General features: G+C 53.7%; 22 protein-coding genes. 6 read left to right on the top strand and 16 right to left on the bottom strand.

Annotated elements, in window-relative coordinates:
- Positions 1-30: 30 nt before the first annotated feature.
- The 7 genes from ACI1P1_RS13155 to ACI1P1_RS13125 all read right to left on the bottom strand — a co-directional run bounded on the left by ACI1P1_RS13155 (position 31) and on the right by ACI1P1_RS13125 (position 8,686).
- Complete coding sequence (locus tag ACI1P1_RS13155; protein ID WP_416216843.1) at positions 31-915, bottom strand: carbohydrate ABC transporter permease; 885 nt, start codon at positions 913-915, stop codon at positions 31-33.
- 18 nt (positions 916-933) lie between these two features.
- Positions 934-1,920: an ABC transporter permease gene (locus ACI1P1_RS13150; RefSeq protein WP_416216842.1), complete on the bottom strand. Its 987-nt coding sequence runs from the start codon at positions 1,918-1,920 to the stop codon at positions 934-936.
- 531 nt (positions 1,921-2,451) lie between these two features.
- A complete protein-coding gene (locus tag ACI1P1_RS13145; RefSeq protein WP_463605677.1) occupies positions 2,452-4,764 on the bottom strand; it encodes a helix-turn-helix domain-containing protein in 2,313 nt (770 codons plus the stop codon).
- A gap of 107 nt (positions 4,765-4,871) precedes the next feature.
- The gene (locus ACI1P1_RS13140; RefSeq protein ID WP_416216840.1) at positions 4,872-5,948 is read right to left on the bottom strand and encodes an ABC transporter substrate-binding protein; all 1,077 of its coding nucleotides are present in this window, start codon (positions 5,946-5,948) and stop codon (positions 4,872-4,874) included.
- Positions 5,945-6,766, bottom strand: coding sequence for an ABC transporter permease (locus tag ACI1P1_RS13135; RefSeq protein WP_416216839.1), 822 nt, complete (start codon positions 6,764-6,766; stop codon positions 5,945-5,947). Before ACI1P1_RS13135 ends, ACI1P1_RS13140 begins: the two co-directional genes overlap by 4 nt.
- A complete protein-coding gene (locus tag ACI1P1_RS13130; RefSeq protein ID WP_416216838.1) occupies positions 6,763-7,599 on the bottom strand; it encodes an ABC transporter permease in 837 nt (278 codons plus the stop codon). The genes ACI1P1_RS13135 and ACI1P1_RS13130 overlap by 4 nt, the downstream gene beginning before the upstream one ends.
- Positions 7,577-8,686, bottom strand: a complete 1,110-nt coding sequence (locus tag ACI1P1_RS13125; protein WP_416216837.1) for an ABC transporter ATP-binding protein — start codon at positions 8,684-8,686, stop codon at positions 7,577-7,579. Before ACI1P1_RS13125 ends, ACI1P1_RS13130 begins: the two co-directional genes overlap by 23 nt.
- Positions 8,687-8,982: 296 nt before the next feature.
- Between ACI1P1_RS13125 and ACI1P1_RS13120 the strand changes: the two genes are divergently transcribed.
- Positions 8,983-9,315 carry a P-II family nitrogen regulator gene (locus ACI1P1_RS13120; protein WP_416216836.1) on the top strand — a complete coding sequence of 111 codons (333 nt, stop codon included), beginning with the start codon at positions 8,983-8,985 and terminating at the stop codon, positions 9,313-9,315.
- Positions 9,316-9,470: 155 nt separating this feature from the next.
- On the opposite strand, the gene ACI1P1_RS13115 is transcribed toward ACI1P1_RS13120, so the two are convergent.
- The 4 genes from ACI1P1_RS13115 to ACI1P1_RS13100 all read right to left on the bottom strand — a co-directional run bounded on the left by ACI1P1_RS13115 (position 9,471) and on the right by ACI1P1_RS13100 (position 15,453).
- Positions 9,471-11,018, bottom strand: a complete 1,548-nt coding sequence (locus ACI1P1_RS13115; RefSeq protein WP_416216835.1) for an extracellular solute-binding protein — start codon at positions 11,016-11,018, stop codon at positions 9,471-9,473.
- A gap of 79 nt (positions 11,019-11,097) precedes the next feature.
- Entirely contained in the window at positions 11,098-11,979 is an 882-nt protein-coding gene (locus tag ACI1P1_RS13110) for a carbohydrate ABC transporter permease (RefSeq protein WP_416216834.1), read from the bottom strand.
- Between the two features lie 14 nt (positions 11,980-11,993).
- Complete coding sequence (locus ACI1P1_RS13105) at positions 11,994-12,902, bottom strand: ABC transporter permease (protein ID WP_416216858.1); 909 nt, start codon at positions 12,900-12,902, stop codon at positions 11,994-11,996.
- A 283-nt stretch (positions 12,903-13,185) separates the two neighbouring features.
- Positions 13,186-15,453: a helix-turn-helix domain-containing protein gene (locus ACI1P1_RS13100; protein WP_416216833.1), complete on the bottom strand. Its 2,268-nt coding sequence runs from the start codon at positions 15,451-15,453 to the stop codon at positions 13,186-13,188.
- A 179-nt stretch (positions 15,454-15,632) separates the two neighbouring features.
- Between ACI1P1_RS13100 and ACI1P1_RS13095 the strand changes: the two genes are divergently transcribed.
- Entirely contained in the window at positions 15,633-16,061 is a 429-nt protein-coding gene (locus ACI1P1_RS13095; RefSeq protein WP_416216832.1) for an EamA family transporter, read from the top strand.
- A 451-nt stretch (positions 16,062-16,512) separates the two neighbouring features.
- Here ACI1P1_RS13095 and ACI1P1_RS13090 read toward each other — a convergent pair whose 3' ends face one another.
- From ACI1P1_RS13090 to ACI1P1_RS13075, 4 genes are all read right to left on the bottom strand, one after another.
- A complete protein-coding gene (locus tag ACI1P1_RS13090; RefSeq protein ID WP_416216857.1) occupies positions 16,513-17,235 on the bottom strand; it encodes an amino acid ABC transporter ATP-binding protein in 723 nt (240 codons plus the stop codon).
- An 18-nt stretch (positions 17,236-17,253) separates the two neighbouring features.
- A complete protein-coding gene (locus ACI1P1_RS13085) occupies positions 17,254-17,901 on the bottom strand; it encodes an amino acid ABC transporter permease (RefSeq protein WP_416216831.1) in 648 nt (215 codons plus the stop codon).
- A gap of 38 nt (positions 17,902-17,939) precedes the next feature.
- Positions 17,940-18,743, bottom strand: coding sequence for a basic amino acid ABC transporter substrate-binding protein (locus ACI1P1_RS13080; protein ID WP_416216830.1), 804 nt, complete (start codon positions 18,741-18,743; stop codon positions 17,940-17,942).
- 187 nt (positions 18,744-18,930) lie between these two features.
- On the bottom strand, positions 18,931-19,842 hold the full coding sequence (locus tag ACI1P1_RS13075) for a LysR family transcriptional regulator (RefSeq protein WP_416216829.1): 912 nt from the start codon (positions 19,840-19,842) through the stop codon (positions 18,931-18,933).
- 121 nt (positions 19,843-19,963) lie between these two features.
- Here ACI1P1_RS13075 and ACI1P1_RS13070 point away from each other — a divergent pair, with 121 nt between their 5' ends.
- From ACI1P1_RS13070 to ACI1P1_RS13060, 3 genes are all read left to right on the top strand, one after another.
- Positions 19,964-20,293, top strand: a complete 330-nt coding sequence (locus tag ACI1P1_RS13070) for a hypothetical protein (protein WP_416216828.1) — start codon at positions 19,964-19,966, stop codon at positions 20,291-20,293.
- A 70-nt stretch (positions 20,294-20,363) separates the two neighbouring features.
- Positions 20,364-20,831: a 2-thiouracil desulfurase family protein gene (locus ACI1P1_RS13065; RefSeq protein ID WP_416216827.1), complete on the top strand. Its 468-nt coding sequence runs from the start codon at positions 20,364-20,366 to the stop codon at positions 20,829-20,831.
- 10 nt (positions 20,832-20,841) lie between these two features.
- Positions 20,842-22,128 (top strand): mechanosensitive ion channel family protein, encoded by a 1,287-nt coding sequence (locus ACI1P1_RS13060; protein ID WP_416216826.1) that lies wholly within the window; start codon positions 20,842-20,844, stop codon positions 22,126-22,128.
- A 71-nt stretch (positions 22,129-22,199) separates the two neighbouring features.
- On the opposite strand, the gene ACI1P1_RS13055 is transcribed toward ACI1P1_RS13060, so the two are convergent.
- On the bottom strand, positions 22,200-23,966 hold the full coding sequence (locus tag ACI1P1_RS13055) for a copper amine oxidase N-terminal domain-containing protein (protein ID WP_416216825.1): 1,767 nt from the start codon (positions 23,964-23,966) through the stop codon (positions 22,200-22,202).
- Between the two features lie 381 nt (positions 23,967-24,347).
- Here ACI1P1_RS13055 and ACI1P1_RS13050 point away from each other — a divergent pair, with 381 nt between their 5' ends.
- Positions 24,348-25,352 carry a DUF3231 family protein gene (locus ACI1P1_RS13050; protein WP_416216824.1) on the top strand — a complete coding sequence of 335 codons (1,005 nt, stop codon included), beginning with the start codon at positions 24,348-24,350 and terminating at the stop codon, positions 25,350-25,352.
- Positions 25,353-25,384 lie beyond the last annotated feature (32 nt).

Raw genomic sequence — 25,384 nt, 5'->3', positions numbered from 1 at the left:
TCCTGTTTTTATGTTCCTATGGTATATATGTTAACCCTTGAGGGAGCCAACCGTTAAGCCTCTTACAAAAAAACGTTGGAAAAACGGGAAGATCACGAGCATCGGGCCGCCGGCCAGGACCGCAATGGCCATCCGTGCCGAGTTGTTGGGGAAATCGGCCAGATTGATCCCCATCTGCGACGAGAAATCCGAGTTGGAGGTAAGGAACTCCATGCTGTTCAGAATCCGCACCAGGAGCAGCTGCAGGGGAACCAGCTTGGGGTTATCAATGTACAGCATCGCATTAAACCATTCATTCCAATATGCGAAGGAGATCAACAGACCCATGGTGGCTAAGGCCGGTTTGGACAGAGGCAGGATGATGGTGAAGAAAATCCGCAGCTCCTTGGCTCCGTCAATTTTGGCCGACTCGATGATTTCCAACGGAATTTTGGACATAAAGCCCTTCATGACCATGATGTTGAAGGGGGACAGCATTACCGGCAGAATCAGTGCGAACAGCGAATCCTTCAGGTGAAGGTATTGGGTCATGAGAATATAGGCCGGAACCAACCCGCCGCTGAATAGCATGGTGAAGAACACGTAGAAGGTGGTGACCCGGTTGTACCGGTAATCCCGGCGGGAGACGACGTAGGCCGTCATGGCGGTAATCAGGAGACCGCATAGGGTGCCGGCAATCGTAATCAACGCGGTAATGCCGTAAGCCCGAAGGATAATATCCGGTGTCTGCAGCACATAACGGTACGCGTCCAGACTGAAGATTTGGGGCCAAAATTGGTAGCCGTTCTTGACGATGCTCTCTTCACTGGTGAGGGATACCATGACCACAAGGGCAAAGGGCATAATCATAAGCAGTGAGATGATGATAAACACCACGTGAATAATTGCTTGGGGAATCTGTGCCTTGGTTTTCATGCGCAGTCGCCTCCTTTCTTACCACAAGGAATGGTCTGGGTTGATTTTTTTGACGATACCGTTAGCGGTCAGCACCAGGATCAGGCCCACAACCGATTGGTAGAAGCCGGTGGCGGCGGACATGCCCACATTGCCCAGTTCACGCAGAGAACGGTATACATAGGTATCAATGACGTCTGTTGTCCCGAAGATAAAACCGGAGTTGTTCGGGATGAAATAGTGCAGGCCGAAGTCTCCGCGGAACATGCTGCCGATGGACAGGATGAGCATAATAATTACCAGCGGCGCCAGCAGCGGAATAGTGATGCTGAAGGCCATTTGGGTTTTGGTGGCGCCATCAATGCGGGCCGCTTCGTAATACTCCGAATTAATCCCGATAATTCCGGCAAAATAGATAAGAGTGGAGAAGCCCACTGCCTTCCACAGGTGGAAGATGACCAATATAAACGGCCAAGGGGCTGTATTCTGGTACCAGGCTACCGGATTCATCCCGAAGGATTCCAGAAGCCGGTTTAAAAATCCGTCAGAATGGTTGAAGAAGGCGTATGCGATGTAGCCAACCAGTACCCAGGACAAAAAGTGGGGCAAAAACAGAGAGGTCTGGTAAAACTTCGTGTATTTGGCCTTCAGTTCATTTAACAGAATGGCGAACAGCAGAGCGACGCAGGTGGTCAGAATAATGTATCCCGCGTTGTAGAGCACCGTATTCCGGGTGATCCGCCAAGCGGCATCTCCGGTGAACAGATACTTAAAGTTCTTCAGGCCGGCCCAGTCGCTGCCGAAGATGCCTTTGTCATAACGGTAATTCTTAAAGGCGATGACCAGCCCGATCATGGGCAAATAAGCAAAAATCAGTTTGTACACAATTCCGGGCAGGGATAAAAGGAATAGCTCCCTGTTCTTCCAGAAGTGATGCAGCTCCCGTGTTACGATAGAACCGGACCGCCGCTCTTTTTTTCCTGCTGCTGTGTCCGGCATGGTTAGCCGGGTTTCGTTCTCCATCATAGTAGCTCCTTTCCGGTTTACGCTGGCGTTGTCGTCAGGCTTTCTGGTTTCAACATAGAGGAATTGCGGCTGTATTGTTACTGTACATACGCAAGATTCCTGTATAGAGGCCTGTAAATAATCCAGATTCCTGCCGCGCCGGGAGCCGGAATTCTGTACAGCGGCGGTATATGCCGGGTACAGCTGTACAGCCGTCGGATACAACTGCCGGAATAACCGGCCTGTATAAACAAGACGCCTCCACTTCTGCTTATCAGGCAGCCGTGAAGGCGTCTTTTATTTGCTTATAGGATATGGCGGACGGAGCTAGGAGTCTGGTTTGATGAAAACATAAGGGTGAATCCATATTCATCAACATGAACGGGAGGGATAGGTTGGCTTGAGGGCGAGTTTTTTGGCGGCTTTGAAACCATAAAATCAATTACAATCAAAGCCGACAAAACGTGTTTGAGCTTCCAAGCCAAGCCTATCCCGGTAGTGAATGTCTCTAGTAAATATGGATTCACCCAGCCGCTCCGTCAAAACAGACTCCTAGGCATTGCGGTTAATGGCGGCCTTCAGTCTGTACTCCTTGGGCGTTGTGCCGTAGCGCCGTTTGAACAGCCGGTAGAAATAGCTTTCATTGCTGAAGCCTACCTTTTCCATAATCTCCGCCACTGTCATCTGCTGCTGCTCCAGATAGAGGCGGGCCTGGGCCAACCGGGTTTCGTTAATGCAGTCCACCACGGTAATACCCTCCTGCTCCTTAAACACCTGTCCCAGATACACATGGCTCATACGCAGCATATCCGCGATCTTTTGAACGTTAAGGTCCGGATCGGCATACTGCCTGGCGACAATTTCCCGGATGGTTTCGGCCACCAGCCTGGCTTTTTCCTCCCGGCCGCTGTTGCGTTTGTCCAGAGCCTGGCGGACCAGGTCCAGGAATACCTCCTTAACCTCCTCCAGGGTTTCCTTCTCCAGAATCCGCCGGTTGATCTCCTGCAGATTCACCGAAGCCGCCTGCAGGTTGTTCTGGTTCATTTCATTGATGGTATTGCCCAAGGTTACAAACATATGCAGCATGGCGGAGAACATGTTCTCGAAGCTGAAGGTGCGTACCAGCTCCAGCCATTTGTCCATACCGCCGTTAATCCGCTCCCAGTCCCCGCTTTTGAGCCCTTCAATCAACTGCCTGTCCAGCTCCGGGGGAATATGGAATTGACTGCATTCCTCGTTGGGCTGTACCAGGCTTGGTTCAATCAGCGCTTCCTTGCCCAGTATCATTCGATAGTCGGCGTAGCGGAGTGCCTGCCCGCACATCGCTGTAATGTCCCGGTAAGAGCTGAAAACGGGGCTAACGGACATGGTAACGGTGATATGATAATAATGCCTTACGGTATCCTGAAGCTCCCGGAGAATCGTCCGCAGCTCCTCGTGGCCGATGCCGCCAGCATGGCCGATGATGAATACCACGTGGCCGTTTTTCATATCCACCGCCTCACAGGAATAGCTGCCCCGGATCAGCTCCTGGCCGATGTTGCAGATGGCAAAATACAACAGGGACATGGTAGCCTCCGGCGTTCGGGCCTGAACCTCCTGCAGGTTGTCGATTCTGGCCAGTGCCACGATCATACCGCCGGTTACGGGAATATCCAGGCCGTATTGAGCCCGGTCATGGGCCAAGTCCTGCTCCGGTACACCCGTGCTTCCCGCGATCAGATTGCGCAGCCGATACACCTTGGCGATATTCTGCTGGGCCGCCTGATCCTGCTGCAGCTCCTTAAGCTTATCGGTCATCTGCGAATAGCTGGAGGCAATGAGGGACAGCTCATCCCGGTGCAGATCCCCTCCGCGGCCATCGTTGCGCCGGACCAGTGTCATCAGGTGTCCGATGGGCCTGTAAAGCTTGATGGAGAAATAGATGGAGATCAGAACGGTTAACAGCACGACGGACGCCGTGACAATAGCTGCCGTCCAACGGATCTGCCTTACATTGGTCAGCACCGCATCATAATCCTGCAGGCTGATGATCTGCCAGTCATTTAAGCCCCGGGTCAGATAGGTGACCCTGTATTTTTTGCCGTCATGGCTGTACGTGAAATAATCCAGCTCCTTGCCCGAGGCGGCAATCTGGGGAATCAGCTCATTCTTGATATCCATCTGGTCCGGCTTCATCAGGTCATTGGATATTAATACCCGGCCTTGATTGTCGGTTACAAAGATCACATCGTTCTGCCTTTCGGCCAATGCATTAAGCGCTTTCACATTGTCCAGCATCCACGTCGGTTTGATATTGACGATCAGCAGGTTTCCGTTGACCGCATTCAGAGTAGGGCCATCGTATACAAACAGGGAAAAAACGTCTACCCCCTCTCCTCCGCCCAGCTCCATGGGTGTTAGCTGCAGCTTGGGCAGCGGATCATGGCTCTTCATGTACTCCCGGAATGACTGATTCATCACATCCGTGCTCATGGTGTGGTTCACCGTAGAAAAAAACCGTCCCTGAACCGCATTATAGAAAACGATGGAATGCAGATACGGGGATTGGGACACCAAACGGGTCAGTTTGTCCAGCTTCAGAATACTCTGTTCAAAATCGTCGCCGGACTTCAGTGCGATAAAATCCTCATCATTGAAGGTAGATACTGCCAAATCCTTCACAATCTGGTTCATATTCTCAATATTATATTTAATTTGGGTCAACAGCTTCCTGTCCGCATCATGCTCCATGCTGGAGACCTTGCTTTGGGCATTCAAATACAGGAGAGCGGAAGCCGCGATCAGAAGCATCACCACCAGCATAAAACCAAGCAGAATACGCTGCAGGTATTTCCGTGACCGGAGGGTTTGAAGCAGATTCACATACATCACTCCTGTTGCATTTATGTGCGAGGATGTGTTTCGAGACACGCCCTAACTATAACGCCCCCTCTCTTTTGTTGTCAATGAGAGGGGGCGGGCAGCTATATTTACCGTTTCCGGTGCATTTTGAATTCCAGGAACAGCTCATTCAGATGGGACAGATTTCGTTTGCCCAGGTTCCGGTATACCTCCAGCTTCTCCAGCACCTCATCGTCCGGATAGAAACGCTTGTCCTGGGAGACCTCCTTCGGGAGGTACTGCAGGGCGTCGGCATTGGGCGTGGAGTAACCCACATACTCGGCGTTGACGGCGGCATTCTGCGGATCCAGCATGAAGTTGATAAACTTGTGGGCCCCTTCCACATTGTCTGCGGTTTTGGGGATGACCATGTTATCAAACCAGATGTTGGAGCCTTCCTCCGGGATGACGTAATCCAGGTCCTCGTTCTCATCCATAATTTCGGAGGCATCCCCGGACCAGACCAGCGCCGCGGCCGCTTCCCCGTTAGCCATGAGCATCTTGATCTCATCGCCCAGGATAGCCTTCACATTGGGAGTCAGCTCATTAAGCCTGCGTTTGGCTTCCTGGAGATGCTCCTCTTCGGTATCGTTCAGGGAGTAACCCAGCGTGTTCAGCCCCATGCCGATGACCTCCCGGGCGCCGTCCAGCAGGAACACCTTGTTGGCCAAGGACGGGTCCCACAGGTCCTCCCAGCTTTCGAAGGTCAGGTCTCCGGCCAGCTCAGGGTTAAAGATGATGCCCACCGTTCCCCAGAAGTAGGGCACCGAATACACATTTCCCGGATCAAAGGACATATCCAGATACTTTGGGGCAATGTGCTTGTAATTGGGCAAAAGCGACTTGTCCAGGGGAAGCAGCAGCTTCTCCTCCATCATCTTGTTGATGGCATAGTCGGAAGGGACCGCCACGTCGAAGGTGGTGCCGCCCTGGGAAATCTTCGTCAGCATGGCCTCATTGGAATCGAAGGTCTGGTAGATGACCTTGATCCCCGTTTCGGCCTCAAACTTGTCCAGAAGCGCCGGATCGATATAATCGCCCCAGTTGTAGACGGTGATGGTGTTGCCGCCGGTGTAGCCCTCGCTGGCGTTCAGGTACGACGCCAGATACATCAGCGCGAAGGCGGCGATGAATACCGCCAGGAAAGCACGGCTCAGCTGCTTCATTTCGGCACCTCCGTCCGGAAGGAGCGATTCTGGGTATTGCTTTTGAGGCTCAGGAAATAGTAGATGGCCACCAGGATGATCGTAAACAGGAAGATCATGGTGGACAGAGCATTGATGGACAGGGATATCCCCTGCCGGGCCCGGGAATAAATCTCCACGGACAAGGTGCTGTAGCCGCTGCCGGTGACGAAGAAGGTCACGGCGAAGTCATCCAGCGAATAGGTCAGGGCCATGAAGAATCCGGCGAAGATCCCCTGCCGGGTGAAGGGCAGAATCACCTTCGTCAGCACCTGCCGGCCGCTGGCCCCCAGATCCCGTGCCGCATCCACCAGGGTGGACGGCATCTCCTGGAGCTTGGGCAGGATCATCAGCACAGTGATGGGAATGCTGAAGGCGATGTGCGACAGCAGCACCGACATAAAGCCCAGCTTGATCCCCACCATGGTAAACAGCACCAGGAAGGAGGCGCCGATAATGACGTCGGGGCTGACGATCAATACATTGTTCAGGGACAGCAGCGTATTGCGGGTCCGGCTGCGTCTCACCGAAACAATCGCCAGCGCCCCGCTGAAGCCCAGTATGGTGGCAATAGCCGACGACAGCAAAGCCAGCACCACCGTATTGATGACGATAATAATCAGCCGCGTATCCTGGAACACTTCCTTATAATATTGCAGGGTAAACCCTTCAAAGTTGCGCATATGTCCGCCGCTGTTGAAGGAATAGTACATCAGATAAAAAATCGGGGCATAAAGGATAACCATCACAATGCCCAGATAAATCCGGCTCAGTGTCCGGCTGCCTGTTGAGTTGTTCATGCGCCGGTCCTCCTGTTCCGTTCACCTGTCATAAACATAATGGCCACCATCACAATCACCAGGAACACGGCAATGGTGGAGCCCATGCCCCAGTCCTGGGTGACCAGGAAATGCTGCTCAATGGCCGTGCCCAGGGTAATCACCCGGTTGCCCGTCACCAGACGGGTAATCATAAACAGCGACAGAGCAGGGATAAACACCGCCTGGCAGCCCGATTTGACGCCGGGCATGGTCAAGGGCAGCACCACACGCCGGAAGGTGGTCCAGCGGGAGGCCCCCAGATCACGGGCCGCATCCGTCAGCGTGGGATTCAGCTCCTCCAGAGAGTTGTAGATGGGCAGAATCATAAACGGGATAAAGATGTACACCGCCACGAAGATAAAGCTGAAATCCGTAAACAGGATTTGCCGCGCCCCCAGGCCCGTCCATTCCAGGAAGGTGTTGATGGGCCCAGCCGAGCCGAAAATCCCCAGGAAAGCATACGCCTTCAGCAGCAGGTTGATCCAGGTGGGCAGAATGATCAGCAAGAGAAGCAGCTGCTTATGCTTCGATTTGGTAATGAGATACGCCGTCGGATACGCCGCCAGCAGACAGCAAAGGGTGATCAGGAAAGCGTAGAAAAAGGAATTTACCGCCATTTTGACATAGACGGAAGTGAAGGCCTTGCCGTAATTGGCCAGGGTAAAACCACCCTCCACATTGCGGAAGGAGTAGTAGCCGATCAGCACAATCGGAATGATGACAAACAGCAGCATCCACAGCAGATACGGCACCAGATACAGGTTGCGGCCGCCCGCCCGGCGGCGGACCTCAGCGGACATAGGCGCCCTCATGCTCGTATGCCTCCAGTCGCTTATCGAATTCCTCTTCCGTTTCATTGAAGCGCATGATGTGGATGGCCTCCGGCTCGAAGGTCAGTCCGATCTCCTCGCCCACCGACGCTTTCCGGGTGGAGTGGACCAGCCATTCATGCCCCGCCTCGTCATAACACACGATCTCATAGTGCACCCCCCGGAACAGCTGGGTGTCCACCCGGACCTTCATCTTGCCCTGGGCCACTGTGGTGATCTCCAGGTCCTCGGGACGCAGCACCAGCTCCACAGGCTCATGAGCCGAAAAACCCGCATCCACACAATCGAAGCGCATGCCGTTAACCTCTACCACATAGTCCTCGATCATCACCGCAGGCACAATATTGGATTCCCCGATAAAATCAGCAACAAAGCGGTTAATGGGCTCGTCGTAAATATCAATGGGGGTTCCGCTTTGCTGGATAACTCCCTTGTTCAGCACAAAAATTTCGTCGGACATAGCCAGCGCTTCCTCCTGGTCATGAGTGACGAATATAAAGGTAATGCCCAAACGGCGCTGCAGCTCCCGCAGCTCATATTGCATCTCCGTACGCAGCTTCAGGTCCAGCGCCGACAAGGGCTCGTCCAACAGCAGCACCTCCGGCTCGTTGACGATGGCTCTGGCGATGGCTACCCGCTGCCGCTGTCCGCCGGACATTTCGCGGATTTCCCGCTTTTCGTAACCGGACAGATTGACAAAGCGAAGCGCCTCCCGCACCTTTTCCTCGATCAGCTTGGGCTTCACCTTCTTTACCCGGAGGCCAAAGGCCACATTCTCGAAGACGTTCAGATGGGGGAACAGCGCATAGTCCTGAAACACCGTATTCACTTGGCGTTCATTGGCCGGCACCTGGTTGATCACCTTATTGTTCAGAGTGATGGTCCCTTTGGTGGGGGTGGCAAAACCGGCAATCAGCCGTAGAATAGTGGTTTTCCCGCAGCCCGAAGGCCCCAGGAGCGTATAGAACTTGCCCCGTTCAATGTCAAAGCTGATATCGTTCAATACGACTTCACCGTCATCGTATTCCATGAACACATGCTCGAAGCGGATAATCGTCCGATTGTCCATTTTCCATCTCCCTCTAAACAAACTCAATTCTCACTATTATACAATAAAGGCGCGGATTGAACAGGATGCGACAGGATTTTTTTACCCATAAAACAGCCTGTCCACATCATTATAAAAATTCTTTACATTAGAATAGCCTGAATGTCAGATTAACTCACATGTTTATTGACGATTTTGTCACAATTTCCCTAAAATCGCCTTCCAAATCTTGAGCATTCCCCAAGGGCCTTGTTATAATGCATCAAGCCTTGCTGCAACACGATAAAAAGAGGATCTTGGGAAAGGATGACTTGGGTATGGCAATGGTAATGATCCAGGCAGTAGTAAGACCCGAGAAGGCAGACGCCGTGCTGGCCGAGCTGATGATGGCGGGTTTCCCCTCCGTCAGCAAAATGGATATTGTGGGCCGCGGGAAGCAGAAGGGCATTCAAATTGGCGACACCCACTACGACCAGCTCTCCAAGAAAATGCTGTTTATGGTGGTAGATGAAAGCGATAAGGACGATGTGATCAAAATTGTCATGCGTGTCGCCCGGACTGGGGAAAAAGGCGCCTTCGGCGACGGTAAAATTTTCGTCCTCCCTGTATACGAGGCCTATACCATCAGCTCCGGCAAGAATGTGCTGTAGGCTCTGACAGGCTATTATCTACATAACCCGGCGGGAGGTGCAGCTCCCCCGGCAAACAAAAATCCCGGCGCCTGCCCAGGCACCGGGATTTTGCGTGGCGGAATATATCAGAGGGTCCAGGAATCATCTGGCTGTCAATCCACCGGGGAATGCTGCTATTTAGTCAGCTTGGCATACTCCGCGTTCAGCTCCACCATGCCTTTTTCACCGCCGGCCTTCATCCACTTGTCAATCTCCTTCTTCCATCCGGCATCATCGATTTCCCCTAATATATACTTCAACCGGGCATCGTTCTTGATCTTGTCCAACTCGCCGCTCTTCTCGGTCAAGGTCTGGGATTGGATGGACAGGGCCGGATTGGACACGGCGATGGAAATATTGTCGGCGAACATCTGCTTGACCTTGCCTGCCAATGGCGTTTCCTTGGCCTTCAGGGTAGGTACCTCGTCACTGACAACAGAAAGCTGCGGAATGGGCATTCTGTCGGTTGTCCGCAAAGCCAGCTCCTGCTCCGTGCCGGCTACCAGCCCGTTCTCCAAGTGATAATGTGTTCCTTCGATCCCCCATGCCAGCAAATTGGCGGCATCCTTCTCGAACATTTTATCGAAGAAGCCCAGAATGTCTCTCATTTGGCTTTCTGTCTTCACCGAGCTTTTGGGGAACATGAAAATCCCATTGTAGCCGGGGGACGCCATGATCCGTTCACCCTTGGGACCCTGAATCCGGGATACTACGTCAAACTCCCCTTTGGGGTTGATTTTTTTGATGGCGGCATCATTAAGAGGCGCATCATCCAGCGCGGTGGAAATCATAACCCCCGCTTTTCCCCCCTCCAGAAGAGCCTTGGACTGGCTTCCCTCCGTCACGGCGAAGTCCGCATTCACCAGCTTCTCGTCATACAGCTTTTTGAAGAATTTCAGAGCGTTCAAGTGCTCATCAGTAATAAAGCTGGGAATCAGCTTGCCGTCCCGCTCCTCATAATCATTACCTGCTCCGAAGAAGCCCGCCAGCATGTGGAGATCTGCAAAACCCTTGCGGGACACCAGACCGTAGGTGTCGTTTTTGCCGTTTTTATCCGGATCGTTCAACGTAAAGGCCTTGATAACCTCATACAGCTCATCCAGGGTTTTGGGCTCCTTCAGCCCCAGGTTCTCCAGCCAATCCTTCCGGTAGATAATTCCCCCGCGGGCCAATACACGGGGACGGTACAAGGCGTAGTTTTTGCCGTCATGGGAGGCATTGCGCAGAACATCCTTGTTGAGCTTGGTGCTCAAGTTGGGGAAATCCTTCAGCATCGGCCCGATTTCCCAGAAGGCTCCCGAGTGGACACCGCTTACCACAGCCGGGGCATATGTGCCTCCGTCCAAGTGGGAAATGACCGTGACCTGCGGCAGGTCGCCGGAGGCGAGACTGACGGACAGCTTATCCTTATACGCCGCATCCGGTACCCATGTGATGTTCAGCTTGGTGTTGGTCATTTCCTCCAGCTTCCGGATGATGGGATTATTCTTGGGCGCCTCCGTGGAGTAATACGGCATCATCATGGAGATGGCGACCGGACCTTTGGCCGGTGCTGAAGCTTGCACAGAAGCAGCTTCGGAGGGACTGCCGGACGAATTGCCGCCCGATTCCTCATCCTTGCCGCATCCGGCCATTATTCCCGCAGACATTGCCGCAATGCCGATTACAGGTATCATTTTCATCCATGTTCTCATCCTGATAACCTCTCCCTTTATAGTCAAAATAGGAATTGTATGTGAAAAGCCGTTTATTATACGGCGGTCAGCCCTTTACCGAACCCAGCAGCACACCCTTGGCAAAGTGCTTTTGCAGGAAGGGGTACACCACAAGAATTGGCAGATTGGCGAAGATAATCACCGCTGACTTCAGGGTCTGCTCCGGCGGCAGCACAAATTCCGGGCCCATGTCCGCCGCATCCCCTACGCCCCCTTGGGACAGAATCACAATCTGCCGCATCAGCACCTGAACCGGCCACATGTCCGGATTGTTCAGGTACAGAATCGGGTTCAAAAATGCGTTCCAGTGGCCCACTGCATAAAACAAGGAGAAGGTAGCGATGGCGGGCATGGACAGAGGAATGACGATGCGGGCCAGAATATACAGATCGTTGGCGCCGTCCATCTTGGCGGATTCCTCCAAACCGTCCGGAAGCTGCTGAAAAAAGTTCTTGATCACAATCAGATTGAATGCGTTGATCGCCCCCGGGATAATGACGGACCAGTATGTGTTCATCATGCCCAATTGTTTGACCAGAATAAAGGACGGGATCATACCGCCGTTAAACATCATGGTGAACAGCACCAAGAGCATGATGCGGTCACGGCCGATCAGCGTTTTGTGGGCCAGCGGGTAGGCCATCAGCGTGGTCATGGCAATATTCACGAAGGTTCCCGCCAGTGTGATGAGAATGGTCACTCCCATGCTGCGCAGGATGGTATTGGTGCTTAGAATGTAGGCATAGGAATCCCACGAAATGACGGTGGGAAACAGAATGAACGCTTTCTCCCGAACCTCCTCCGCTGTGGTCAGGGAGGCGGCAATCAGATGGATAAAGGGAATAATCGTCACCAGCGAAAATAAACCGATGGCCAGATAGATCAGTACGGTAAAGATTCTGCCGGCTGCATTATGCTCGCGGGTCATGGACATGCTCCTTTCTAATACACGCCTTCTTCGCCGAATTTTTTGGCCAGGGTGTTGGAAACGACGATCAGCACAAGCCCCACCAGAGAGTTGAACAGACCGACGGCTGTGGTATAGCTGAACAGACCGCGCTGAATGCCGTTGGTGTAAATATAGGTATCCAGAATTTCGCCGACGTTCCGGTTCATGCCATTCAGCATCAGATAAATCTGCTCAAACCCGATCTGGAGGAAATTACCCAGCCGCAGAATCAGCAGAATCACAATGGTGCTGCGGATCGCTGGCAGTGTAATGTGCAGGAGCTGGCGGAACCGGTTGGCGCCATCCATGCGGGCCGCTTCATATAAGGATGGATCCACTCCCGCCAGGGCCGCCAGAAAAATAATCGTGCCCCAGCCGGTTTCCTTCCAGATCACCTGGGTGGTGACGATGGTGCGGAACCATTTTTCACTGAGCAGGAAGTTGATCTTCTCCCCGCCGAAAAACTCGATCACCTGATTGACGATGCCGCCCTCCGTGGTCAGCATGATATAGGTAATACCCGAGATGACCACCCACGAGAAAAAATGCGGTACATAGATGAAGGTTTGGGCCAGGCGCTTGAACACCTCGTTCTTGATCTCGTTTAACATCAGGGCCACAATGATGGGCAGCGGGAAATAAAAGACCAGATTATAAAACGCAATGATAAAGGTATTGCGGAACAGAATCCAGAAGGACGGATCCGTAAAAAACCGTTCGAAATGCTTCAAGCCTACCCAGGGGCTGCCCCAAAAGCCGCTGAATGGCTGATAATCCTTAAAGGCCAGCAGCACACCCCACATGGGCAAATATTTGAATACGACAAAGTACAATAATCCCGGTATCAGCATCAGGTAAAGCCAATAATCCATTCTGACCTGACGGATGCGGCGCTTCCACATCTCCCGCCTGCCGGCGAGAGGCGCGGTTTGTACCACGGATGACGCCAAAGCGTCCGACTGCTTCATCTCGTATGCCTCCAATTCTGTTTCGCCGTCTCATGAGCAGCTTCAGCATACGGTTGGGCAGACGGTTCCGGCAATAATCCGCTCCGGCTCTGTGTTCCGGGCAGCCGCCGGCACCGGGAATAATCTATGATGGCTGAGATATAATCCGGAGCGGCTCCGGCGGCGGGGACGGGGTTCATGAAGCTGCCGGAGGGAAAAGCCAAAAACGCGGCTGCCGTTACCGGCGGTCCGCGTCATATTGGGCGTTTCGGTATTGTCCGGGGGTCATACCCTCCATTTTGCGGAAATAGCGGATAAAGTTCTGCGCATTCGTATATTGCAGCCGCTCCGCAATTTCCGAGATCTTCATGGAGGTTTCGGTCAGCCAGATCTTGGCCACACCCAGCCTGTGCAGGGCCAGATACTCCCCGAAGGGCATCCCGGCCTCGCGGCGGAAAACATGCCGGACATAGTCCGGATGGTAATGGATGCGGGCTGCACACTCCTCCAGGGTCAGATCGGTGTCATACTCCTCTTGAATCATGCGCAACAGCTCATTGGAGATGCTGCGGTGCTGGGACTCCTTCATATCCTCCAGCGCACCAATGACCGGGATGATCAGCCGCTCATAAAACCACTGGATCATTTCGTCAGGCGTCCGCAGCTCAAAAACCTGGTTGAACAAGGATTTTTCTTCCCCGAACAGGGCTTGCGGCAGCTCTCCATATTCCCGGAGCATCTTAAGCAAATCCGCAAGCAGCACGATCATCAGCATCCGGTATTCCCGGTGGGAGAGGGGATTGCTGAAGATTTCTCCGGAGAATTGCCGCAGCAGCCCGTACGCCCGCTCCCGTTCATACAGCTTGATGGCATCGATAAGCTCGTTTTTCAATTTTTCCGGATATTCGGGCACACCATGCCGGCTGGGCGACACGTCCTCCATGTATAGAACTGACTCATCTCCCAATTTGATCCGGTAGTCCAGAGCGTCCAGCGCTTCCTTATAGGCCCTGCCGGCCCCGGACAAACTATGGAAGATGCGGCTGATGCCGATGCTGGTTTGCAGCTTCAGATAGGTTTTGATCATCTTCTGGATATTCCCGGCCAGGTTATCCAGCATCAGCCCGTGCTCCTCTTTCGGGCAGGGGCTGCCCACCAGAAGCGCTATGGACTGGTCTGTCACGATGGGGGCAAGCAGACGGTACTCCGGAGCCGCCAGCTCGGCAACAATATTCCCCGCGGCGAACAGCAGCAAATTGCGGTCATTCTCCCCGTAGCGGGTTCCCTCCCAGGTGTCAATCTGCACCACAATGACATTCATGGCGGACCACTTGGCGGTCTGTGCCTCAAGCCGTTCCTCCACTTCCTTGGGCTGGGCTTCCCCCAAAAAAAGCTTGAGCAGCAGAAAATCATTCAGCTGCTTCCGCTGGTTCTCCAGCTCGCTGGTCAACCGTTTTTCGCTTAACAGCACATGCCGGACCTTCTCGCCGATTTCCTCAAACTCGTCCTTGCCTTTGGCGGGTTTGCTCCTGGCAGGAGGCGAAACAACCTGATCGTATAAGCGTCTGACCGGGGTATAGATACTTCTGGTGCCCAACAGGGAAATGGCTACCCCGGCTGCAGCCACCATACTGCAAACCACAACCGTAAACCATTTGATAGCCTCCGCTTCCCGGGTCATCTCCCGGAGCGAAATAAAGGAGGCATAGGTCCAGCCGTTATAATCGGATTTGGTGTAAATAATATTGTAGCTTTCGCCGCCCACCTGGACGGGAATCAGTCCTTCCGGCAAGCCGGTATCCTCGATCAGCCTGGCGAAGCGGGGCAAACCGGCAAGCTCTTCCTCCGGCAACGGGAGCCGGTCATAGACGGTGTGAAAATCCCGGTCAAAAATAAACGGCATGCCCATATCCTGCCGCGGCATCAAATACCGGCTAATGTCCGCGTACGGTATCTTCAGGATAACGACAGCAGCCGGGTCGAGAGAAACGACGGGCAGCGGCTTAATGTAGTCGATGGTCTTCTCCCCGATGGTCCAGTGGGGTCCCCGGTTCATCTCGGCCATATTCCGCCATTCCCGCTCCTCCGGGCCATATTGCGCAAACCCGGAAACCGTGGACAGGCTCCAGGAATACCGCAGCTGCAAAAATTGCACATCTCCGGGGCCGGGATCATACGTTTTGATCCGGCCTAACCCCTCCCGCAGCTCATTGATCAGCTGGATATTCTCGCTGCGGTTCAGCTCGGACACATCATGGGCTAGCACCTTGGAAAGGATGGTGGTGGAAGCGAACTGGGTCAGGGCATTATCCGCCGTGACCAGGGACTGCTCCACCTGCTGGCGGGTGAGCATCAACAGCTGCATGGAGCTGCTATTCACCTTTTCCTGGATCGTGTCGGATGACCGGTAATAAGAAAAGCCTCCCACCGCCGCCACAGGCAGAGTGATCAGGCATACGGCAAACAGGATCAGCTTGTGGTAGTATCTGGATCGCAGCAATCTCATCTCAAGTCCTCCCGGGTCTTGTGCCGAACAGGGACCCGCCACCAGCTTAGTCGAATGTGGGAGGTTCCGTCAATAATCATGGGCGGCTATTCAGATTTTGATTGAACTATGCCGGATTATAGGGTACATACTATATCATATCTATTTATGACATTCTTAAAAGCAGGAGGAAGATGTGAATGGCTTCGTGGTTGATCTATGCACTGCTGTCTGCCGCTATGGCGGCGCTGGTGGCCGTATTCGGCAAAATCGGGCTGGCGGGAGTGGATGCCAATACGGCTACCGCCATGCGCTCGGTGATTATGGCTCTGTTTCTGCTGGGGGTGCTGGCATACGAGGGTAAGCTGGGGCAAATCGCTTCCGTCGCCGCCAACAAAAAAGCCATGAGCTTCATTTTGTTAAGCGGCTTGGCCGGAGCATTATCATGGCTTTTCTACTTTGTCGCGTTAAAGTACGGGAATGTATCTCAGGTGGGACCCGTGGATAAGCTGAGTGTGGTGATGGCCGTAATCCTCTCCGTCCTGTTCCTGGGCGAGAAGCTGTCCCTGCTGAATGCTGCCGGCGTGGTGATGATTGCTGCTGGAGCGCTTCTGGTGGCGTGGAAGTAACGGGAATGGTCCAACGTCCGCCCGTCCGCAGGGTATTACTCCCGCTGGAATATCTCCGAACTGGAAAAACCGCCGGATCAATTCCCCGGCGGTTCTTCATGCTCTTGAGTCCGATCATGCATGTACGAAATGCAAAAGTGCAGCTAATTTAGGGAGATCAGTCGTGTACCGGGCTTCCAGATGCAAAAGTGCAGTTATTTTCGGACAAACCGCCCATATGGGCTCCAGTGAGGGAAAATAACTGCACTTTTGCAGGATAGCTGCACACAACCGGCATTCGCCAAATAAATAACTGCACTTTTGCAGTTTGTGCTGCAGCTGCCCATGAGGCTGATCTGCCTTATCGAGCGCAAACAGCTGCCCATGAGGCGGATTCGCCTTATCGAGCGCGAACTGCTGCCGATTAGGCTGATCGCCCTATCGGTAGGACAGCTCCCGGACGCCGGGCGCCTTACAGCACCTTGGACAGAAACTCCTGGGTGCGTTCCTGTTGCGGACTGCCGAAGATTTGCTCCGGCGATCCCTCCTCCACAATATGCCCCTGCTCCATGAAGATGACCCGGTCCCCCACCTCACGAGCAAAGCCCATCTCGTGGGTAACGACCACCATGGTCATCCCTTCCTTGGCCAGGTCCTTCATGACCGCCAGCACCTCGCCCACCATCTCCGGGTCAAGAGCGGAGGTGGGTTCGTCGAACAGCATCACTTTCGGCTCCATGGCCAAAGCACGGGCTATGGCCACCCGCTGGGATTGCCCGCCGGACAGGGAAGCCGGGTACGCGTCCGCTTTTTCCGACAGGCCTACCTTCTCCAGCAGCTCCAGAGCCTTCTTCTTGGCCCGCTCCAACGGCCACTTGCGGATTTGGACGGGAGCCAGCGTAATGTTCTCCAGCACCGTTTTGTGCGGGAACAGGTTGAACTGCTGGAACACCATTCCGACTTCCTGGCGGATTTCGGTGATCTTCGTTTCCTTGTCCATCAGGGAAATACCTTCGATGCGGATTTCGCCCCCGGTGGGCTCCTCCAGCAGATTCAGGCAGCGCAGGAAGGTGGATTTGCCGGAGCCGGATGGCCCGATGACCACCACGACCTCCTGGGTTTTAATCTCCACGTTGATATTCTCCAGCACCCGGTTGGTTCCGAAGGCTTTGGCCAGCTGGTTCACTTCAATAATGGTATCCCTCATGTGCCGTTACACCTTCCTTTCGATGTAGACGAGCAGCTTGTTCAAGCTGTAGGTAAGAATGAAATAGATGGCCGCCGCCGTCAGATACGGCTCCCACACCCGCATGTATTGGCCACGCATGGCGTTGGACCAGTACATGATCTCCGGCGCCGCCACCAGGGCCACCAGCGAGGAATCCTTCACCAGCACGATAAATTCGTTGCCGAAGGCGGGGATCATCCGTTTAATGGCTTGGGGCAGAATGATGTGGCGCATGGTTTCCCAATGGCTCATGCCCAAGGAATACGCAGCTTCCCGCTGGCCCTTATCGATGGACTGGATGCCCGCCCGGAAAATCTCCGCACAATAGGCGGCGGAGTTCAGGGACAAGGCCGTAATGGCCGAAGCCCAAGGATTGGTGCTGCCCGTTAGCAGGGGAATAAGTCCGAAATGCACAATCAGGATCTGCACATACAACGGCGTTCCCCGGAAAAAATTGATGTACGCCTGGGAAGGCCACTTGAGAAACCAGTACCGGGACATTTTGCTGAAGCTGATGGCCAGACCGCCGACAGACCCCATCAGAATGGACACCAGCGAGATAATGATGGTAAACCCTGTCCCCTTCAGAAGGAGACTCCCGTATTCAAATATGATGTCAAATCGGAAATCCATCTAACTCTTCCCTTCCGCAGATGAAAGAATAGCCTCTTTTACTTCGCGTTCAGGAGTACGCTCACGTTGGGCTCCTCGCCAAACCACTTCTTATACATCTTGGCATAGGTGCCGTTTTCGATAACGGTCTTGATGGCCGGATCAAGCTTCGCTTTCAGATCGCTTCCTTTGGGATACGCCAGACCATAGAACTCTGCACCAAAGTTGGTTTTGTCCGGAATGGTAACGAACTTCTTCTTGGGGTTGTTCTTGGCATATTCACGCACGATGGCAATGTCGGCAACAGCTGCATCCACGCCGCCCAGATCCAGCTCCATAAATGCTAGCACATTGCTTTCATATTTCTTCAGGTTGGTGTTGCCGTTGCCCATAATCTTGGTCATCAGCTCATCGGCTGTAGTGGCGCCCTGTACGGCAACCTTCTTGTCCTTCAGGTCAAGGGCGGTCTTGATAGGGCTGCCTTCCTTCACCAGAATCATATTGGTGGATTCAAAATAAGGGACGGAAAAATCATAGCTTCCCTTACGCTCATCTGTAATGGAAATGGAGGAAATACCCATTTGGTACTCGGTGCCTTGCTTCACGCTCTCCAGCATGGTATCCCAGCCGGTATTTTTCACTTCATATTCCAGCTTCGCTTCCTTCATGACCGCAGCCAGGAAATCAATGTCGAAGCCGACAATCTTATCCTTGTCCATGCTCTCCATAGGGGCGTAGGATGCATCCGTGGCCACCATAATTTTCTTGCCGCCGCTTGCGCCTGTTGCTTCCTTCTTCTCGCCGCAAGCCGCCAGGGAAAAAGCCAATACCAAAGACAAACCCGCCACCAGCATCTTCTTCATCCGTTTCGCATCCTCCCGTTTTTGAACATTTGACCATTGTTTTTATGTTTGAAATTTTAACAGTTTAACGGACAAAAGACAATGACATTTTTCGTTTTCATGTCAGTAAAGGTAACACAAATTCACAAAAAGTTACGAGTTTGCCATAAAATCTCCGCTTTTTACCAGCCGTGTTGTTAGATAACTCTCACACCTGCCCGGCATCCTCACGCCATTTCACCGCATGCTGGCGGACGAGGCACATAAACTCACGCATAACGGGCGTTATAACCCTCTTTTTGTGGGAGGCCATCTGCGTCACCAAGCGCTGGGGGCGGTCATCCCAGGCCAACGCGGACAATCTGCCCTGCCGGATCTCGCCCTCCACGGTTATAAGCGGGAGGAAGGAAAGCCCCAAGCCGGAAATGACACAGTTCTTAATGGCTTCAATGCTCCAGAATTCCAGCCCTTGGCTGGGATAAACTCCGCTGGCATTCAGCGTATGCTCGAAGAGGGCGCGGTAGGTACACCCCGGCTCGGTATACAGCATAACCTCATTCTTCAAATGGGCAGGTGTCACCGGATTAACCTTCTCCAGGAGATGGCCGGGCGGGGCGATCAGAGTCATCTTTTCTTCCACAAGAGGCTCAATCAGCAGATCCTTGTCCTCCGCCGGATGCTGGAGCATAAAAACCAGATCCATTTCTCCGCTTTTGACCCGGTCACCCATCTCCCAGCATAATCCGGGCTTCAGGGTAATCTGCACATCCCCGTACCGGCTTTTGAATTCCCGGATCACCGCCGGCAGGCGAAAAGCGGTGAGGGACTCCGGAGCGCTGATGGTCAGGGTCCCGCTGATCTCGTCGTTGAAGCGGATGGCGTCCTTGGCCAGGGCGTGCAGCTTGGAGATTTCCTGGGCGTAGGGGAGAAACTTCTGCCCCGCATCGGTGAGTGTGGTTTTTTTGCCGAAGCGGTCAAACAGGGCGGTGCCCAGCTCCGTTTCCAGTGCCTGGATCTGTGCCGTAACACTGGACTGCACATACCCCAGAGCAGCTGCAGCCTTGGTGAAGCTGCCTGCTTCCACTACGGCAATAAACGTAAGCAGATGTCTTAATTCCATGTGACCATCTCTCCCATCGATAATATCGATATATACCATCATTACATTCCGTTATCCGATGGCAATATTATCTGGTAGGATATAAGAAATTTCAAGCATTATATGAGAAGGATGTGTCGGAATGATCGGAGGGTTTATGCTGGTTATGACTGTGGGTTTGGCTGTGCTCGTGTATGGGGAAGGAAGCGCCAAACACCCGGCGGAAACGGGCGGCGCCCGGGGCAGGCTTCAGCGTGCATTCCTGATGCATGCTCTGCCACTTTTTCTCTACTCCTTCGCGATGGCTGTTCTGTGGATGGCCGGGGATGACGGCTTGGCCCGTTACCCGGTGGGCGGTGCAGCGGCTATCTTCTATGCCATTCTCATTATCGCTACCCGCCGTTTCACCTTGAGTCTGACCCTCAGCTTGGGCATCGTGATTCTCGCCTCCTTGCCTTCCCCCCTGCTGTAAGCCGGCACCTCCGCGTTGCATTTCCATCCTCCCTGGGCTAAGCTAAAACAGTACGAAGGGAGGAACTTGCATGAACAAAATCCTAATCAGCTCCTGCCTCCTGGGCGAGAAGGTCCGCTACAACGGCGAAAGCAAGGCCTTCATTGATCCGCGGCTGGCCCGCTGGCAGGAAGAGGGACGGCTCATTCCCGTTTGTCCCGAAATGGAGGGCGGACTGCCCGTTCCCCGCCCTCCCGCCCAACGGCGTGGAGATCGAGTTGTCACAGAGGACGGGAGCGATGTGTCGCAGGCCTTTCAACTAGGGGCGCAAGCCGCTCTGGCCTTGGCCCGGCAGCATGGAGCCTCCGTGGCGCTGCTGAAGCAGAACAGTCCTTCCTGCGGCAGCCGCTTCATTCATGACGGCTCCTTCCAAGGAATGCTGATCCCCGGCGAGGGTGTGACCACGGAGCTCCTCAGGCAGCACGGCATTGCCGTATTCGGGGAGGATCAATTGGACGAGGCTGAGCGGATGCTTGAAGAAGCCCGCCTTCCGGATTAAGGGGGGCGCTATGGATCAATTGCAGCATATGCTTGCCGAGCTGGGAGCCGGCGGGTTTTGGGGTGCTTTTTTGGCAAACGTCATCCTTGTTGTCTGTATCATCCTGCTCAGTATCCTGGCCAACTGGATCACCAAAAAGGTGGTGCTCCAGATCATCAGCCGTTATATCCATAAGACCCGGTACCAGTGGGACAATATCCTGCTGGAGCGGAAGGTATTCCATAAGCTCTCCCATGTGGTTCCCGCTATTATCATCTACGGCTTTTCCTTCATGTTTCCCGCTTATCAGGAGGGGATTGTGAAGGGCGTCAGCATCTACATGAATCTGGTGAGTATTCTGGTGGTGAATGCGTTCCTGAATGCCGTCAACGACATTTACTGTACCTACGAAATATCCAAAGCCCGTCCTATCCGCGGCTATATCCAGATGCTCCAGATCTTCGTATGGATCATCGGGGCCATACTGGCTATCTCTACACTTGCCGGCAAAAGCCCCTTGCTGCTCCTGAGCGGAATCGGCGCCTTATCCGCGGTGCTGCTGCTGGTATTCAAGGACTCCCTGCTGGGGCTTGTGGCGGGTGTACAGCTGGCCTCCAACGATATGGTGCAGGTAGGCGATTGGATTGATATGCCCAAGTACGGTGCGGATGGCAGCGTCATTGATATTTCCCTGAATACGGTCAAGGTCCAGAACTGGGATAAAACCATTACCACCATTCCCGCCTATGCGCTGATTTCCGACTCCTTCAAAAACTGGCGGGGCATGATTTCGTCAGGGGGACGGCGGATCAAACGGGCGGTGTATGTGGATACCGGGAGCATTGTGTTTTGTACCCCCGAGATGATCGGCTCCTTCCGCAAAATCCATTATCTGCGGGATTATATTGACCAAAAGGCGGAGGAGATCGAACAGTACAATCTGCAAAATGGCATCGACCGCTCCAGCCGGGTGAACGGCCGGGCATTGACCAATATCGGCGTGTTCCGGGCGTACATCCAGCATTACATCGAACGCCATCCCCGCATCCACCCCGGTATGACCCGGATGGTCAGACAGCTGGAGCCGGGGCCCAACGGACTGCCTATCGAAATCTATGCCTTCTCCAATACGACGGAGTGGGCTGTATACGAGGGAATTCAGTCGGATATCTTCGACCACATCCTGGCCGTAGCGCCGGAGTTCGGACTCCGGGTGTTCCAGAATCCCTCGGGGCATGATCTGCAGCGCCTGTCGGCAGCAGCTTCCCCAGGGACCCCTCCTGAGGAACCCCACCGCCTGCTTCAGGGCGCTGAATAAAGAGAAGAGCCTGTTTCCCACTTGCGGAAACAGGCTCTTCTTAATGACGTTCTTCTTCGCTTTTTCGGGGGCTACTCCAGGTCGCGCAGGGGATACAGAATGATATCCACCGGCAGGTTAGAGGCTCCGGGAGGAGAGAACTCAATATCCAGCGTCTCTTCCTTTCCGGTGGTATGGCCCAGCATAATCACACCGTCAAAGGCGCTCAGCACACCGGATTGGGGAACCAGCACAATCTCCCCGTTGATTTTGACGGGCCCCTTGAAGATGCCGCCCTTCGCCATGAGCATCACAGCCATTTTCGGCGGATTTTTGAGATGGACCTGATATTTCACACCCCAGTTGCCGTAGTTAGTGGCCGGGGTTTTCAAGACCGCATCATACCCCTTCAGGAAAGGGTCGCTCTTATCGTTGCCGAACTGCAGCTTCATGGGATTCTCCATCTGGCGGTTCAGGTCCGCGTCCCAGGTTAGATCAGCGGAGGTATAAGTCCCACGGACATGGTCCAGTTCATTGCGGTACTGCAAATCCTTCAGCGGCTTCTGGTTAGCGGTATCCTGGGCGACAAAGCTGATCTTCAGCGGGCCGTCGCTCTCCACGTCATAGATCACATTGGCCCCTTGGCCTGGCAGGAACACCGGCATTTGGGAGTAGACATAGGTTTTGCCGGCAGGAATCACCAGCTTGCTTTCGGCAGAACGGTCGTTCAGGAATTCGGTTGTGGCTTCATTGCCCATAATGTTTGCATAAATGGTCGGCCAAACCTCACCCTTATTGGTGGTGGTCAGGGTAACTGGCTTATCCGACAGGTTGGTGGCATAGACCATGAAGGTTACGCTTTTGCCGGACAAGTTGATATGGTGGGCATACAGACGGGATTTCCCGTTGATGGTATCCTCGTACAGGATGCCGGGCTGGCGGATTTCCTCCGGGGAATCGCTGACCAGAAGCGTCCGGGAGGTATCATACGAGGTGGTTTTTTCCAGCTCGGGAATCTGCTCGAAATACCGGTAGTACGAGTCCCACCCTACCTTGATAAAGCTGCCCACCGGCTTATTGTAGATGGGGTATTCAAACTCGGATAAATATTCCGGGCCTTCTACCAGGATCGAATCGGTATACACAGCGCTTCTGTTGCCGTGGGCATCCGCTACTTCCAGGGAAATATTATATTTGCCGGAGGCGTAGAAGGTTTCCTGCTTGCCCTTCCAGTTGAATTCCACCAGCCCTTCGGCATCGGGATCATAGCTCAGATCGATATATTTCACCGGCTCACCGGGGCGGTATACCTTCTTGGAGGTGGTGAATTTGGCTACGGGCTTGGAATTCTGCTGGTCAATAATGTAGATGCCCTCAGGGTTGTTCAGCACCAGCATTTCCACCCGGCGCAGTTCGTCATTGTAGGTATAGGGAACGCCTGTCAGGTCAGCCAGCCAGGTCAGCTTAACCAAAAGGGTACCGTCCACAATCCGGGCTACCGAGGAAAACGAAATGTTCACCCCATCCTGAACAATGGTCTGTCTATCCGAAGAAAGGGTGATCTCGTGGCCTCTCGGCTTCATATCGATGGTGCGGGTATCATTGTTCCAATCTACGGAGAAGCCCAGTGCCTCACCCACAAAACGCGCAGGCACATATGTACTGCCGTCGAAAATAGTCGGTGCCACATCCAGCGTAACGGTTTCGTTGCCAACAAAGGCTTCCTTATGATCCAGATACAACAATACATAGTGGGAAGTTGCGGATACAGCCTTCGCCCCCGCCGATCCCAACACCTGACTGACAACCAACACCAGCGCAAGCAGCAGCCATTTGACCGCCGCGTTTCTTCTCAGCATTCACTCTCTCTCCCTCTTAGTAGATACTCTATTTTCCAGTTGACGAAGAATTATACGCCCCGGAGAGAGGTTTTGTTGCACCTGTCGGCAAAATTTATCCGGTTTCCACAAAATCCCTTCTATTTCCCGCTTCCCTGAGAATCTATACATCAGGCCGTGCATGAACTGGTTATGACGTGGGATACTAGGGCGTGTCTGGAAACCCGCTCGAGGACATCTTACACTGCCTTTTCGCCCCATACTGCGTTACTTTTGCTTGACGTACCCCCGGTACGCCATCACAAAAGTGCCTTGTCTGGAACGAACATTCAGAATAATCTGCTCCCCTCGGAGTTTCAGACACACCCTAGAAAAAACATCCTCTTGGCGAAAGGAAACCTTATGGACCGAATCCCTCTCCCCAAATTAACCGCTGCCGAAATCTCGAATATCTGGGCTTCTTATATGACAGACTCCATGTCTATCTGCGGCATGCGTTATTTTCTGGCGCATTTGAAGGATGACCGAATCCGGGCTATTGTGGAGTTCGCTCTGGGGTTGGCCCAGAATCATGTGACCAAACTGGCGGAAATCCTGCGGCTGGAAGGGTATCCCCTGCCGGCCGGCTTTAACGATCAGGACGTGAATCTGGAGGCGCCACCGCTTTTTTCGGACAACCTCATTCTCATGTACATCGGCCATATGGCCAAGCTGGGGTTATCCTCCTATACGCTGACTCTCACCACCTCTGTCCGGAAGGATGTGGTGGATTATTATACGGAAGCCATTACGACCTCCATGGAGCTCCATAACCGTTCCCAAATGCTGGGACTGGAAATGGGCATATACGTGCGTCCTCCGGTAATCCCGATTCCGGATCAAATTGAATTTGTCCATGATAAAGCGTTCCTGGGAACGGTCCTGGGCCACAAGCGGCCGCTGCTGGGGTTGGAGATCAACCACCTGTTCCATAACCTGAAGCGTAATGCCCTGGGGAAAGCGCTGATTCTGGGGTTCTGCCAGGTGGCCAAATCCGATGACGTGAAGAAGTTCTTCGAAAAGGGCATCCGGCTGAGCCAAAAGCAAATCGATATCTTCACGAAGGCTCTCCAGGAGGACAGCCAGCCTGCCCCCATGCTGTGGGACGCGGAGATTTCCCCCTCCGTCGTTTCCCCTTTTTCCGAAAAGCTGATGATGTTCCATGTGTCGGCCCTCATCGCCTCGGCCATCGGCCAATACGGTGCGTCTATCTCCGGGAGCCCCCGCAAGGATCTGGTTCTGGATTACACCAGACTAGCAGCGGAAATTATGCAGTATGCCGAGGAAGGCACCCAAATCATGATCCGCAGAGGCTGGATGGAATACCCGCCCCAGTCCGTAGACCGCAGAAAGCTGACCCACACGTAAACGTAACCGGTATCGCTTCCCACACCGCAAAT

Source organism: Paenibacillus mesotrionivorans (assembly GCF_046098205.1).
Lineage (GTDB): Bacteria > Bacillota > Bacilli > Paenibacillales > NBRC-103111 > Paenibacillus_AR > Paenibacillus_AR mesotrionivorans.
The sequence above is the reverse complement of the archived record's forward strand: the minus strand, read 5'-3'. Positions and strand labels throughout refer to the sequence as shown.